A 12,748-nucleotide genomic window follows, 5' to 3' on the forward strand; every position below is an offset into this window, starting at 1 on the left:
GCCTTTCTAAGCGAGGAACGTCTTGAGCTCGTGGACGAGCTTGCGGATGTGACCGGAGAGCACCGGTGCGCCGAGGTCCTTGAAGCGCTCGCGGAACCACGGGTTGACACTGCCGCGGCCGGAGCTGGTGACCGATCCGACCGGGATGAACTTGGCTCCCGAGCGGTGGATGGCGGCCATGCTCTCGAACAGCGGCTCGGAACGCCATTCGTAGAAGTCGGAGATCCACACCACGACGGTGTTGCGGGGCTCGGCGATCTTCGGCTGGGCCAGTGCCATGGCGACCGTGCCGTCGGTGCCGCCCCCGAGGTTGGTGCGCAGCAGGGTCTCGAAGGGGTCGTGCACCCAGGGCGTGAGGTCGAGTGCCTGGGTGTCGTACGCGATCAGGTGGACGTCCACCTTCGGCAGCCCGGCGAAGATCGAGGCCAGGATGGTGCAGTTCACCATCGAGTCGACCATCGAGCCCGACTGGTCCACGACGACGATCAGCCGCTGGGGTGTCGTCTTGCGGACGGTGTGCCGGTAGTAGAGGCGGTCGACGTACAGTCGCTCCTCCTCCGGGCTCCAGTTGGTGAGGTTCTTCCAGATCGTGCGGTCGAGGTCGAGGTTGCGGAACACCCGCTTGGGCGGGACGGAGCGGTCCAGGGCTCCGACCGTGGCCTTCTCCACCTGGGTGCGGAGCACTTCGGCGACCTCGTCGACGAAGCGGCGGATCAGTGCCTTGGCGTTGGCCAGGGCCACGCCCGAGAGGTTGTCCTTGTCCCGCAGCAGTTGCTCGATCAGCGACATGCTCGGGGTCAGTTGGGCGGCGAGCCGGGGGTCGGCCAGCACCTCGCGCAGGTGCATCCGTTTGACGAGGTCGGCCTCGATGGCGCCGAGTTCGGGGCCGATCGCCGGAATCAGCCGGCTGAGGTCGGGGTTCGTGCCCCGGCCGCCGGTGCCGGTCGGGCTGACGCCCCCTCCCGCCGCCGCTCCCCCGGCCCGGCCGCCGCGCAGCTCGCCGGGCTTGCAGCCGAGCGCGCGTTCCAGCCAGCCGGCGTCGGACTGCCAGCGGGCCAGTTGTCCGGCGGTGACCGTGCCGGAGCCGGAGGCGAACACGTTGAGCAGGACCTTCGACACCAGTGCCGCGCGCCGCACCTCGGCGGCCCGGTCGCGTGGGGTGTCGTCGTCCTCGTCGGGGTCGGGGGTCATCAGGCCGTCGAACTCGGCGGCCAGTTCCGGGTGGCGCTGCACGATGGAGTCGACGGATGCCTGCGGGTCCAGCAGTGCGGTCGGCAGGCCGATGTCCTCGACGACGCCGAGGCTGGCGGATTCCAGGGTGGCCTGCTCCTCGGGGTCGAAGAGGCGGGCGAGCAGTCGCCAGTACAGGACCTGGCGGCGGTTGTCGTGGGGATCGGGCCCGGGGTTCGGCGGGGGCGTGTGCCCGGCGGGCCGGCCGGTCGTCTGGTCCGTCATTTCCGCAGCAGCTTTCCGGCGCGCTCCCGCAGCACGGCGACGGCGTCGGTGGCGGCCTTCTCCGCCTTGACCCCGACCTTGTCGGTGGTGCCCCCGGCCCATTCCCCGGCGTGGATCGCGACCGTCTTCTTCCGTACGGTCCTCTCGACGGCCAGGGGCTGGACGCGGTGGGCCCCGGCGTCCCAGCGGAGCAGTCCGATGCAGGCCCCGGACGCCGCGACGGCCTCGGGTGTCAGCGGTCCGGCGGCCGGAGCGCGGTCGGCATCGACGGCGAGCGGGTGGCCGGCGACGGTGAACGTCAGTGCGTCGTCGTCCTGCTGGGCGGTGTAGCCCTCCAGGAACACCGGGACCGCGATGCGCGCCGGGTGCCGGTCCAGGGGGGCGGTCGCCGCGTCGGTGGCGGTGGGCAGGGCGACCCGGGCGGTGACGAACGCGTCGGCGGGCTCGCCCGGGCGGGCGTGGGCGTCGTCCCAGATCAGGTCGTTCTCGGAAGTGATCGGCATGTCGGTGAGTTCCATGGCGCGGCCCTCACCGGCGGCGGCCAGGAGCGACATGTGCGGGCGCAGCAGTTGCCAGAGGCCGGCGCCGACGACCGTGTCGGGCTTGGGTGCCGAGACACCGGCGCGCACCAGGCGGGGCGTGGAACCGTCCGCGGGCTCGAACACCGCGTGGACCTGGGCCTGTACGGCGGTCGCGTGTTCGTGCACGTCGATGCCGAGGGGCAGGAGGCGGCCGGTGACCGTGCCGGTCGTGGGGACGTGGGCGGCGCCGGGCAGGGTCAGCAGCATCGCGCGTGACCAGAGGTCGGCCCAGCGGCGTGCCGGTACGCGTTCCATCGAGGCGCCGGGGCAGGACGCGGCGAGTTCGGCGGCGAAGCCGTCGAGGAGCGTCGCCAGGCGGCGCAGCGCCGGGTCCGGGAGCATCGCGGAGACGACCTGTGCCGCTCCGGAGACCACCTCGTGGTCGATGCCCTGCCAGCCGGAGCGGGCCAGGTCGGACAGCCAGGAGCGGGCGGCGGCCAGGAGGTTCGCCGCTTGCTGCTCGCCGGGCGCGGCGGTGGCCGGCTCGCCTTCGGGGCGGCCGACCGCTTCCCGTATGCGGGCGGTCAGCGCGTCGTGGACGGAGCCGAGCAGGGCGGTGCGGGCGGCGGCGAGGGCGACGAAGTGGTCCTCGTCCGCGGCTCCGCCCGCCGCCTTCTCCGCGGCCTCGGCGACCCGGTCCGCCAGCGGCGTGCCCGCGAGGGCCTCGGCGAACTCCGTCAGGTCCGCGGCCCGGTCGGGCCGGGGGCGGAGCAGTCCGGCCACCAGTGCCCGGTCGAAGGCGTCGACGGCCGACAGTGCCTCGTCGAGCCCGGCGACGGGTTCGTGGAGCAGGTCGGTACGCATCACGCCACCGCCCTGGTCGGCGGGAACCACTGCATCTCCGGCAACGGGGCGGTGGTCGGGGCGAGTTCCAGGTAGGCGAGGTGGCGCAGGAACCGGCTGAAGACGGGGGCGGCGGCCGCGGTGTCCCCCTGCGGCGGGCGGGTGCCGGTCATCTGGGTGGTGATGACCGGTGCGCTCGACGCGCCCTCCGCGATGTCGACCTTCAGATAGCGGGCGACGCGCTCGGCCCCGTACTGCAGCACCGCCTCGCCGATCAGGGCCTGGATGTGTTTGCAGAACGATCCCCGCGCGCCGCCGCAGGGCCGGTTGTTGTTGGTGCTGCAGGCGAAGGCGTAGGTGCCGACCGCGACCGACGAGACGTAGACCCGTCCGACGTCCGAGCCGCTGGACACCACTCCTTGCAGGCGCCCGTCGGCCAGTTCGACGAACGGTACTTTGGCGAGCTTCCGCGGCCGTGCGGGTGCCGTCACCCGGGCCGTGCTCGACCTCTCCCAATCCGACAACGCACCACTCCTATGCAACAAAAAGGGGACGTCCTCGCCACACCGGCTGGACACGAACCGAACATACCTGCGCCCACTGACAACGCCCCGATCGTGGCGGGACTGCTCTCAGGATGCGAGCGCGGGAGCTCCCGTGTGCGGACCGGTGAGACCGGCAGGACCGGTGGTACCGGTCCGCCCACGGACGGTTCTTGTGGTGCGGACGGTGCGGAGTGCGTGCCGTGGAATGCGCGTTCCGTGGAATGCGCGCCGGGGAGCAAGTGGTGTGGAGTGAGTGGCGTGGTGGTCCCCGTGGCCGGCGCCCTGCCGCGCGGCCGCGGACGTGGCCGGACCGCGCGGCAGGGCACCGGAGTCGCGTCAGGGAGCGGGGTTCGGGCCCTGCGCGGCCATGACCTCCTCGTACGAGGGCAGTGGGTGGTACGGGAGGATCTGGAGCAGGTCGTACTGGGGGCACGGCGCCTTGATGCACTGCTTGGGCGACGGCACACAGATCCGACCGGCGGGCGCCACGACGGCGGCGCACGGGCTCGCCTGCGGCACGAGGGGGCCCTCGTCCGCGAGTGCCGGGCCCGCCGGGGTGAGGGACAGGGCGGTGAGAGCGGCCACCGTGGCGGCACGCAGCAGGTTCTCGATCACAACCAGCAGAGATAGCCCCACTTCCGGGTGATGTCGCACCACCTCCGAGGGCAATCACCCGTACGTGTCATGGAGTTCATTCCATGGACGTTCGTTCCCCGCCGTGTTCCGGTCCGGACGCGACCCCCTCGCCCGGGCGTTCGGCCGCGCAGAGCGCCTCGTCCACGATCTCCTCCATGCGTTTCTGCGTCGCCCTCCCCGGCTGTGTGGTGACGGCGATGTTGACGGCGCGGCCGTCCTCGGTGGCACCGCCCCGGGTCTCGTACCCCGTCATGCTGCCGCCGTGCCCCCAGTAGACCTCGCCGTCGCAGGAGAGCGGTGTGCCGACCAGGCCGAGTCCGTAACGGGCGCCGTCGGCGAAGGGGGCGCCGGCCGGGACCGTGGTGCGCATCTGGTCGAGCTGCGGCTCCGGCAGGAGGCGACCGCGCAGGAGCGCGGAGTAGAAGCGGTTGAGGTCGGAGTTGGTGGACACCAACTGCCCTGCCGCCCAGGCCCAGGAGGGGTCCCACTCGGTGGCGTCGACGAGGGGCGCGTCCGCGGAGTCCTGGTAGTAGCCCCTGGGATGGGGTCCGCGGATGCGCAGTTCGCCGGGGGCGGGGAAGTAGGTGTGGCGCAGTCCGGCGCGCCGGATGACGCGCCGGTCGATCTCCGTGGCGAGGGGGCGCCCGGTGACCTTCTCCACGAGGAGTCCGGCGACCAGGTAGTTGCTGTTGCTGTACTTCCAGCCCCTGCCGGGTTCGAAGTCGGCCCCGTGCCGGAGTGCGAGGTCGAGCAGTTCACGGGGCTCGTAGTGACGGATCTCCTCACCCAGGTGCTCGACGTAGTTCGGGAGTCCGCTGGTGTGCTGGAGGAGTTGGCGGACGGTGATGCGGCCGCCGTCGATGCCGTCACCGTGCACGAGACCCGGCAGATACGTGTCGATGCGGCCGTCGAGCTCCACCCTGCCCTCGGCGACGAGTTGCAGCACGACCACGGCCGTGAACGCCTTGGTGTTGCTGCCGATGCGGACCCGGCCGTCGCGGGGCGCCCCGGCGCCGGTGGCGAGGTCGCCGACACCCGCGGTGTACGTACGGGTGCGTCCCCCGCCGTCCGTGACACCGGCCAGGGCGGCGGGCATGCCGTCGGAGCGCACGAGTTCGTCCAGGCCCTGCTGCACGGTGCTGCCGGGCCGGCCGGGGAGGGGCGCTGCCGCGGCGGGCGGTGCCAGGGCCCCCGCCGCGAGCACGCCCACGGCCAGCACGGCCGCTCCCGTCACGGCCCCGCGCCGCTTCCTCCCCCGCCGTCCGGACGGACGAAACCGCTGTTCTTCCCACGTGTGCACGCGCCGACTCCCACGAAATGGACATGAAATGGAAAGGCCGTCCGGAGCACACCGGAGGCCGTTGGATCGCTTCGGCAGGGGTGGTTCCCCGTTCGCCGGTTCCAGCATTTCCGCAGAAACCGTCCGCGGCGATCCTGCTGGCCGCCCGGTTCCTGGTGGGGCTGTCCCCCGCACACCGGTGGCCGGGGCAGCCGGGCCCCGGCCACCGGTCGTCGGTGCAAGGGGCATGACCTGCCGGAATACCGGTCTGACAGAATGGGCTCCGGAAACCCGGGCGACGCGCGTCAGGAAACCGGTGCGAATCCGGTACGGTCCCGCCACTGTGACCGGGCTGCAACAGCCCGGAAGCCAGATACTGGCCGCGCCGCCTTCCCAGACGACCCAGGGGACGAGGACATCCCCCGGAAAGGGCCGGCCATGCCACGGATCCGCCGTGTACCGCTCGTACTCATACCACTGCTCCTGCTGCCGCTCACCGGCTGCGGCTCCGACACCGGCGGTGGGGGCGGGGCGGGGACCGCACCGGCCGCCGACGGTTTTCCCTACACGGTCACCAACTGTGGTACGAGAACGACCTTCGACGCCCCGCCGGAACGGGTCGTCACCATGAACCAGCACGTCACCGAGATCATGCTGGCCCTCGGACTCCAGGACCGGCTGGTCGGGACGGCCTACCTGGACGACAGCGTCCTGCCGGAGTACCGGTCCGCGTACGAGGGGATCAAGGTGCTCGCGGAGGAGTACCCCTCCAAGGAAGTGCTGCTCGGCGCCAACCCCGACTTCGTCTACGGCGGGTACGACAGTGCCTTCGACAAGGCCAGGGGCCAGGACCGGGCGGAGCTCCGGAAGAACGGCATCAACACCCGGCTGAACATCGAGAGCTGCGCCGAGGGCGGGGTCGGCGTCGATCAGCTCGCCACCGAGATCACCCAGGTCGCCAGGACCTTCGGCGTACCGGAGCGCGGCCAGAAGCTGATCGCCCGGGAACGGCGGAGGATCGCGGCGGTCGAGACGGGGCTCGAGGACGCCTCGCCCCGCTCGGTTTTCGTCTACGACTCCGGTGAAAGCTCCGCGTTCACGGCGGGCGGCAAGGGCATCGGCAACGAGATCGTCGAACTCGCCGGTGGCAGGAACGTCTTCGCGGACTTCGACGCCACCTTCGGCGACGTGTCCTGGGAACAGGTCATCAAACGCAGGCCCGAGGTGGTCGTGATCTACGACTACGGAGGCACCACGGTCGCGGCCAAGAAGAAGCGGCTGCTGAACGATCCGGCGCTCGCGGACGTGCCGGCGATCAGGAACGAGAAGTTCGCGGTGCTGCCGCTGTCCTCGGCCGTGCTCGGGGTCCGGGTCGCCGACGCGGTGGAGGACCTGGCCGGGCAACTGCACCCCGGCACCCCGTGAGCGCGGGGTCCGCCCGCCCCGGCCCGAAGTCCGCCCTCCGCTCGGCCCCCGTCGTGATCGGCGTCCTCACGGTGCTGCTGCTCGCGGCGGCGGTGGCCGGTCTGGCGCTCGGTCCGGTACGGATTCCGCCGGGCGAGGTGCTGAGTACGGTCCTGGGCGGTGAACGCACCGGTGCGTTCCCGACGATCGTGTGGGAGGTGCGGCTGCCCAGGGTGCTGCTCGGGGCCCTCGTCGGCGCCGGGCTGGCCCTGTCGGGCGCGGTGCTCCAGGCGCTGGTGCGCAACCCGTTGGCCGATCCGTTCCTGCTGGGCGCCTCGTCCGGGGCGTCGGCGGGCGCCGCCTCGGTCGTCGTGCTGGGGGTCGGCGCCGGGGTGGCCACCGATGTGGCGCTGCCCGTCGCGGCGTTCGCCGGGTCCATGGCCGCACTGGTCGCGGTCTACGCGATGGCCCGGCGCGGCGGCACCATGACGACGGGCCGGCTGGTCCTGTCCGGGGTGGCGATCCAGTACGTGCTGTCCGCGTTCACCAGTCTGATCCTGGTGCTGTCCTCCCGGGCCGAGCACGTGCGGGCGATCCTGTTCTGGACCCTGGGCGGTCTGGGCGGTGCCCGCTGGGACCAACTGGTGCTGCCCGCCGTGGTCCTGGGCGTCGGGTCCGTTCTCCTGATCTGCCTGGCCCGTCCGCTGGACCTGCTGCTGACCGGCGAGGAGGGGGCCCGCAGTCTCGGACTGGACCCCGGCCGCTTCCGGGGCGGGGCCTTCGTGCTGGTGTCACTGATCATCGGCGTGCTGGTCGCCTACAGCGGGGCGATCGGCTTCGTCGGCCTGATGGTTCCGCACGCCGCCCGGCTGGTCGTCGGCGCGTCCCACCGCAGGCTGCTGCCGGTGACCGCGCTCGGCGGGGCGGTCTTCCTGCTGCTGGCCGACCTGCTGGCGCGGACCGTGGCGGCCCCCGAGGAGATTCCCGCCGGGGTGGTCACCGCCCTGGTCGGCGGCCCGTTCTTCCTCTGGCTGCTGCGACGCTCCAGCCGTACCGAAGGGATCACCGGATGAGCCCGGCACCGCCCCCGACGACGCTCGTCGCCGACGGGATCGGCTACGAGGTGGCCGGCCGTACCCTGCTCGACGCGGTCACGCTGGACGCCGCCCCCGGCGAGACGGTCGGCCTGGTCGGGCCGAACGGCAGCGGCAAGACCACCTTCCTGCGCTGTGTGTACGGCGCCCTGCGCCCCGCGACGGGCCGGGTCCTGCTGGACGGAGTGGACGCCGCGTCCCTCGGCGTGAAGGAACGGGCCCGCCGCGTCGCCGTCGTGCCGCAGGACAGCCCCGGCACCTTCGGCCTGACCGTGCGCCAGGTCGTGGCGATGGGCCGGAGCCCGCACAAACGGTTCTGGGAGCAGGACGACGCCGAGGACGCCCGCCGCATCGACGGGGCGCTCCGGCGCGTCGGCGCGGCGCCCCTGGCCGGCCGGCGGTTCGAGGAACTGTCCGGCGGGGAACGGCAACGGGCCCTGATCGCCCGCGCCCTGGTCCAGGAACCGGGGCTGCTGGCGCTCGACGAGCCCACGAACCATCTGGACATCCGCTACCAGTTGGAGATCCTCGGCCTGGTGCGGACGCTGGGCACCACCAACCTGCTGGTGCTGCACGACCTCAATCTGGCCGCCTCGTACTGCGACCGGCTGTTCGTCCTCGGCGCCGGGCGGCTGGTGGCGTCCGGCACCCCGCACGCGGTGCTGACGGAGGAGCTGCTGGCCGAGGTCTACGGGATACGGACCCGGATCGGTGTCCATCCGGTCACCGGCTCCCCCAACGTCGTCTACCTCCCGCCGTCATGAGCGACGGCGCTTCTCCCGCCGGGCACGGGGCGGGCGGAGCCCGGTTCCGGACCTCCCCGTCCGGTTCCTCCCGACGGGGACAGAAGGTGTGAACGACCCCTGTCGCCCGTTTCCCGGAACCGGGCGGCAGGGGTCCGTGGTCCGCTCCGGGGCGTCCGGGCCGTCGGCGGGACGGGAATCAACCGGCTTCGGTACCGGACTCGGCCCGGGCGTCGGGTTCGCCGGAGGGCTCGGGGCGGCTGATCGTGCAGACCAGGGCGTCGTCCCGGACGTCGGCGACGACGGTGTCGCCGGGCTCCGCCTCGCCGCTCAGCAGCAGGGACGCGATGCGGTTGTCGAGCTCGGTCTGGATGGTGCGGCGCAGTGGGCGGGCCCCGAACTCCGGCTGGTGGCCGTGCGCGACGAGGAGGGTCTTCGCCGCCTCGGTGACCTCCAGCTCCAGCCCCTGGGCGCGGACACGGCGCCTGCTGCCGTCCAGCAGGAGGTCGACGATGCGGCCGAGGTCGTCCTTGCCCAGGCCGTGGAAGATGATCGTCTCGTCGACGCGGTTGAGGAACTCCGGCGGGAAGTGGCCCCGCAGGTCGCCCATGAGGTCGTCCCGGATCTCGGAGACGTCCCCCTTGTGGGCGAGGATGCGCCGGGCCCCGATGTTGGAGGTCATGATGACGACGGTGTTGCGGAAGTCCACCGTCCGCCCCTGCGCGTCGGTGAGGCGCCCGTCGTCGAGGACCTGGAGCAGCGCGTTGAAGATGTCGGGGTGGGCCTTCTCCACCTCGTCGAAGAGGAGCACGCTGTACGGCTGGCGGCGCACCTTCTCCGTGAGCTGTCCGGCCTCCTCGTGGCCGACGTAGCCGGGAGGCGCGCCGACGAGCCGCGAGATGGTGTGCTTCTCCTGGAACTCGCTCATGTCGAAGCGGACCATGCGGTTCTCGTCGCCGAACAGCAGATCCGCCAGCGCCTTGGCGAGTTCGGTCTTGCCCACGCCGGTGGGGCCGAGGAAGAGGAAGGAGCCGACCGGGCGTTTCGGGTCTCCCATGCCCGCGCGGTTGCGGCGCACCGCCTCCGCGATCGCGGTGACCGCCTCGTCCTGGCCGACCACGCGGGAGTGCAGCGCGTCCTCCAGCTTGAGCAGCTTCTCCTTCTCGCTGGTGGTGAGCTGGGCGACCGGGATGCCGGTGCGGCGGGAGACGACATCGGCGATGTCGGTGGTGGTGACGTCGACGACGCCCTCGCGCCGTTCCTCGATGCCGGCGAGTTCGGCCTCGGCCTCGGCGATCTCCTCCTTCAGCCCGGACGCCTTCTCGAAGTCCTCGGCCGCCACCGCCTCGTCCTTCTCCCGCCTCAGCTCGGCGAGCCGGTCCTCGCGGGAGACGAGCTCGGTGGACCTGCCGAGCGATCGCAGCCGCACCCTGGCACCCGCCTGGTCCATGAGGTCGATGGCCTTGTCCGGCAGGAAGCGGTCGCTGATGTACCGGTCGGAGAGCTCGGCCGCCGCCGCCAGCGCGGCGTCGGTGAAGCGGACCTGGTGGTGGGCCTCGTAGGAGTCCCGCAGGCCCTCCAGGATCTGAATGGTCTCGGCGACCGTCGGCTCGGGCACCATGACGGGCTGGAAGCGGCGTTCCAGGGCGGCGTCCTTCTCCACGTACCTGCGGTACTCGTCGATGGTCGTCGCGCCGATGACGCGCAGTTCGCCCCGTGACAGGGCGGGCTTGAGGATGTTGCCCGCGTCCATCGCGCCCTCGCCGGACGCCCCCGCGCCGACCACCGTGTGCAGTTCGTCGATGAACAGGATCGTCGAGTCCGAGGCGGCCTTGACCTCGTCGATGACGTTCTTCAGCCGCTCCTCGAACTGGCCCCGGTACTGGGCGCCGGCCACCAGGCCGGAGAGGTCGAGGGTGATCACCCGCTTGTCCTTGAGCGTCCGGGGGACGTCCCCGGACACGATGCGCTGGGCGATGCCCTCCACGATCGCGGTCTTGCCGACCCCGGGCTCGCCGATGAGCACCGGGTTGTTCTTCGAGCGCCGCGAGAGGACCTCCACGGTCTGCTCGATCTCGTCGGCCCGGCCGACCACGGGGTCGAGCTTCCCGGCCTTCGCCGCCTCGGTCAGGTCCCGTCCGTACGCGTCGAGCGTGGGGGTGGCGCTGGCGGCGGTCGCCGGGGTGCTTTCGGCCCTCGCCGCGTTGTCCGCCTCGCGCCGCAGCCGGTCGGGGTCCGTGCCGTAGGCGCCGAGCAGTCCGGCCGCGCCGGACTCCCGGGTGACCAGGAGCGCGCCGAGGATGTGCTCGGGCCCGATGTAGGAGACCCCGGCAGCCTGCGAGCGCTCGTACGCCTGGAGCAGCACGCGCTTGGCGGCGGGCGTCAGGCTCGGTTCCGCGGACGGTGTGGCGCTCTCCCCGGGCAGGACGTCCTCGATCTGTTTGGCCAGTTGTTCGGGGTCTGCCCCGGCCCGTGCGAGCAGGGTGCGTGCGGGTTCCACCTGGGTGGCGGCCCACAGCAGGTGCTCGGTGTCCAGGTCCCGGCTGCCGTCGCTGCTCGCGCGCGTGGTCGCGCGGCCTATCAGCTCGCGGGCCGACTCCGTCAGCAGCCGCCCGATGGGGACCCGCTGCACCCGAGGGGGCGAGGAGGCGGGAGACATCCCGAAGAAGCGGTTGAGCAGTTCGGAGAAGGGGTCCGGGCCGCCGAAGGAGCCGAAGGAGGACATGGTCATGATCACCGTCCGGGGTGTGCGGGGCGGGGAGAGGGCGCGAGGGGCCGCCGGCCCGGACCTCCGTGCGCCGGATCCGGGGGCTCATCGGTCGTCGAGGTCTCCTCGCGGCCCCATGGGCAGGTGTTCTCACTAGACCAACGCGGGCGGGGTCCCGCAACGGCGGGAGGACCGCCCCTCGGCCCCGGCCGGCGCCCGTCACGACGTCATGGACGTTCCGGCCGGGTGACGGGCCGGCCGGGAGGCCGCCGATCGGGTGATGTGCGGCCGGTCTTTCGGCCACCCGCACCGCCTCCGTACCGCCCGTCGCGTGCCCGGGGCCGAATACCGCACCGGCACCGCCCCTCCGGCCGGCGCGAACGTGCTGCGGACGCCGCGTGGGCGTCCTTCAGGAACGCCCCCGGCGGTCGAAGCCATGAAGAACGTATGGTTTCGGACAGTCGAACGACGGCCCCGGCGCCTCCCGAGGGAGCAACCGCCCCCCGTGCGCCGGCGCGGTTGCGGCGCGCCCCGACCTCCCGCCCCCGGTGTTCGCGGGGCGTGCCGTACGTACTGCCGGTACGGCCCCGCACCGGTCGGACCCGGGCGGTCTCCGACCGGTGCGGGGCCGTCGGCCGGCCTTCGCCGGGCCCTCTCGCCGCCCTGTCGCGGCCCTCAGCTTTGGCGCATTCCATTTCCGGATTTCTACGTGCTTGTCTGTGCGGTACGCCACGCTGGACCCATACCGCCCAACACCGGCTTGGAGGCCAGTAGTGGACGCCCAGGACCTCGCCCAGCTCGCCGACAAGGAGTTCGAGCAGATGCTCACCTCGAACATCCACCCGCCCACCCGTGACGCGGCCGTGTGGAAGGCGATCACCCACCCCGACAACCTGCCGCGGGCCCGGAAGATCCTCACCCACGTCCACGAGCGGACCGCGAGCGTCCTGCGCCGTCGCAAGACCGAGCGGGAGGAGTTCCACGCCCAGTGCCTCGCCCGGGGCGAGGCCGGCAAGCGCGAATGGTTCGCGACGCGCGCCGAGTTCGAGTCGCTGCGCCGCCGCACCGCCAATTTCCACCAGCGGGTCCAGCGGGCCATCTCCGAATTGGGTGAGGAGCAGCGGAACGTGAACCGCGCGCAGAGCCACAGCTCGGGCCAGCAGAGCCGGGAGACGCTCCGTGAACTGGCGCTGGCCGTCCAGCGCCACCAGGCGGCTCACGCCCGTGACGGCGGCGTCGCCGAGCGGACGGACCACGAGCTGTGGCGGCATCTCGACCGGCTGACCGTGCCCACGGGCCCCGCCCAGGAGCCGACGACCCTGCGCACGATGCTCGACATCTACTGGACCGACGTGCGGCAGGCCGCCGGGGCGTCCGCGCGCCGGTCCCAGGAGCTGCATGCCACCCCCGACGCCCAGCCCCCGGGCTGCGCCGGTGTCCCGCAGGCCCGTCGCGCGCCCACCCCGGACGGCCTCGCGACGTAAAGGACCCTTCTCCCCGTGGCGCCCGGCGCACGGCGGA

General features: G+C 72.4%; 10 protein-coding genes and 1 riboswitch. Of the genes, 4 read left to right on the top strand and 6 right to left on the bottom strand.

The window, feature by feature from the left end:
• Nucleotides 1–6 precede the first annotated feature (6 nt).
• The 5 genes from OCT49_RS01545 to OCT49_RS01565 all read right to left on the bottom strand — a co-directional run bounded on the left by OCT49_RS01545 (nucleotide 7) and on the right by OCT49_RS01565 (nucleotide 5,234).
• Nucleotides 7–1,455 (bottom strand): vWA domain-containing protein, encoded by a 1,449-nt coding sequence (locus OCT49_RS01545; protein WP_283850078.1) that lies wholly within the window; start codon nucleotides 1,453–1,455, stop codon nucleotides 7–9.
• Nucleotides 1,452–2,870 (bottom strand): hypothetical protein, encoded by a 1,419-nt coding sequence (locus OCT49_RS01550; RefSeq protein WP_283850079.1) that lies wholly within the window; start codon nucleotides 2,868–2,870, stop codon nucleotides 1,452–1,454. Before OCT49_RS01550 ends, OCT49_RS01545 begins: the two co-directional genes overlap by 4 nt.
• A complete protein-coding gene (locus OCT49_RS01555; protein WP_283850080.1) occupies nucleotides 2,840–3,343 on the bottom strand; it encodes a hypothetical protein in 504 nt (167 codons plus the stop codon). The genes OCT49_RS01550 and OCT49_RS01555 overlap by 31 nt, the downstream gene beginning before the upstream one ends.
• Nucleotides 3,344–3,700: 357 nt before the next feature.
• Nucleotides 3,701–4,000 carry a hypothetical protein gene (locus tag OCT49_RS01560; protein ID WP_283850081.1) on the bottom strand — a complete coding sequence of 100 codons (300 nt, stop codon included), beginning with the start codon at nucleotides 3,998–4,000 and terminating at the stop codon, nucleotides 3,701–3,703.
• Between the two features lie 55 nt (nucleotides 4,001–4,055).
• A complete protein-coding gene (locus OCT49_RS01565; RefSeq protein ID WP_283850082.1) occupies nucleotides 4,056–5,234 on the bottom strand; it encodes a serine hydrolase domain-containing protein in 1,179 nt (392 codons plus the stop codon).
• Between the two features lie 312 nt (nucleotides 5,235–5,546).
• Nucleotides 5,547–5,678: riboswitch (cobalamin riboswitch) on the top strand.
• A gap of 39 nt (nucleotides 5,679–5,717) precedes the next feature.
• Here OCT49_RS01565 and OCT49_RS01570 point away from each other — a divergent pair.
• From OCT49_RS01570 to OCT49_RS01580, 3 genes are read left to right on the top strand one after another with little or no spacing between them, the layout of a single operon-like run.
• A complete protein-coding gene (locus OCT49_RS01570; protein WP_283850083.1) occupies nucleotides 5,718–6,704 on the top strand; it encodes an ABC transporter substrate-binding protein in 987 nt (328 codons plus the stop codon).
• A complete protein-coding gene (locus OCT49_RS01575) occupies nucleotides 6,701–7,756 on the top strand; it encodes a FecCD family ABC transporter permease (RefSeq protein ID WP_283850084.1) in 1,056 nt (351 codons plus the stop codon). Before OCT49_RS01570 ends, OCT49_RS01575 begins: the two co-directional genes overlap by 4 nt.
• Nucleotides 7,753–8,541, top strand: coding sequence for an ABC transporter ATP-binding protein (locus tag OCT49_RS01580; RefSeq protein ID WP_283850085.1), 789 nt, complete (start codon nucleotides 7,753–7,755; stop codon nucleotides 8,539–8,541). Before OCT49_RS01575 ends, OCT49_RS01580 begins: the two co-directional genes overlap by 4 nt.
• 178 nt (nucleotides 8,542–8,719) lie before the next feature.
• On the opposite strand, the gene OCT49_RS01585 is transcribed toward OCT49_RS01580, so the two are convergent.
• Nucleotides 8,720–11,251, bottom strand: coding sequence for an ATP-dependent Clp protease ATP-binding subunit (locus OCT49_RS01585; protein WP_283850086.1), 2,532 nt, complete (start codon nucleotides 11,249–11,251; stop codon nucleotides 8,720–8,722).
• 749 nt (nucleotides 11,252–12,000) lie between these two features.
• Between OCT49_RS01585 and OCT49_RS01590 the strand changes: the two genes are divergently transcribed.
• Nucleotides 12,001–12,711, top strand: coding sequence for a hypothetical protein (locus tag OCT49_RS01590; protein WP_283850087.1), 711 nt, complete (start codon nucleotides 12,001–12,003; stop codon nucleotides 12,709–12,711).
• Nucleotides 12,712–12,748 lie beyond the last annotated feature (37 nt).

The sequence above is a fragment of the Streptomyces sp. ML-6 genome, assembly GCF_030116705.1.
In the GTDB taxonomy this organism is placed as follows: domain Bacteria; phylum Actinomycetota; class Actinomycetes; order Streptomycetales; family Streptomycetaceae; genus Streptomyces.

What these genes read in the sequence shown, in the direction of transcription:
- OCT49_RS01585 (WP_283850086.1), bottom strand. Translation starts at nt 11,251, where the DNA reads ATGACCATGTCCTCCTTCGGCTCCTTCGGCGGCCCGGACCCCTTCTCC.
- OCT49_RS01570 (WP_283850083.1), top strand. Translation starts at nt 5,718, where the DNA reads ATGCCACGGATCCGCCGTGTACCGCTCGTACTCATACCACTGCTCCTG.
- OCT49_RS01545 (WP_283850078.1), bottom strand. Translation starts at nt 1,455, where the DNA reads ATGACGGACCAGACGACCGGCCGGCCCGCCGGGCACACGCCCCCGCCG.
- OCT49_RS01580 (WP_283850085.1), top strand. Translation starts at nt 7,753, where the DNA reads ATGAGCCCGGCACCGCCCCCGACGACGCTCGTCGCCGACGGGATCGGC.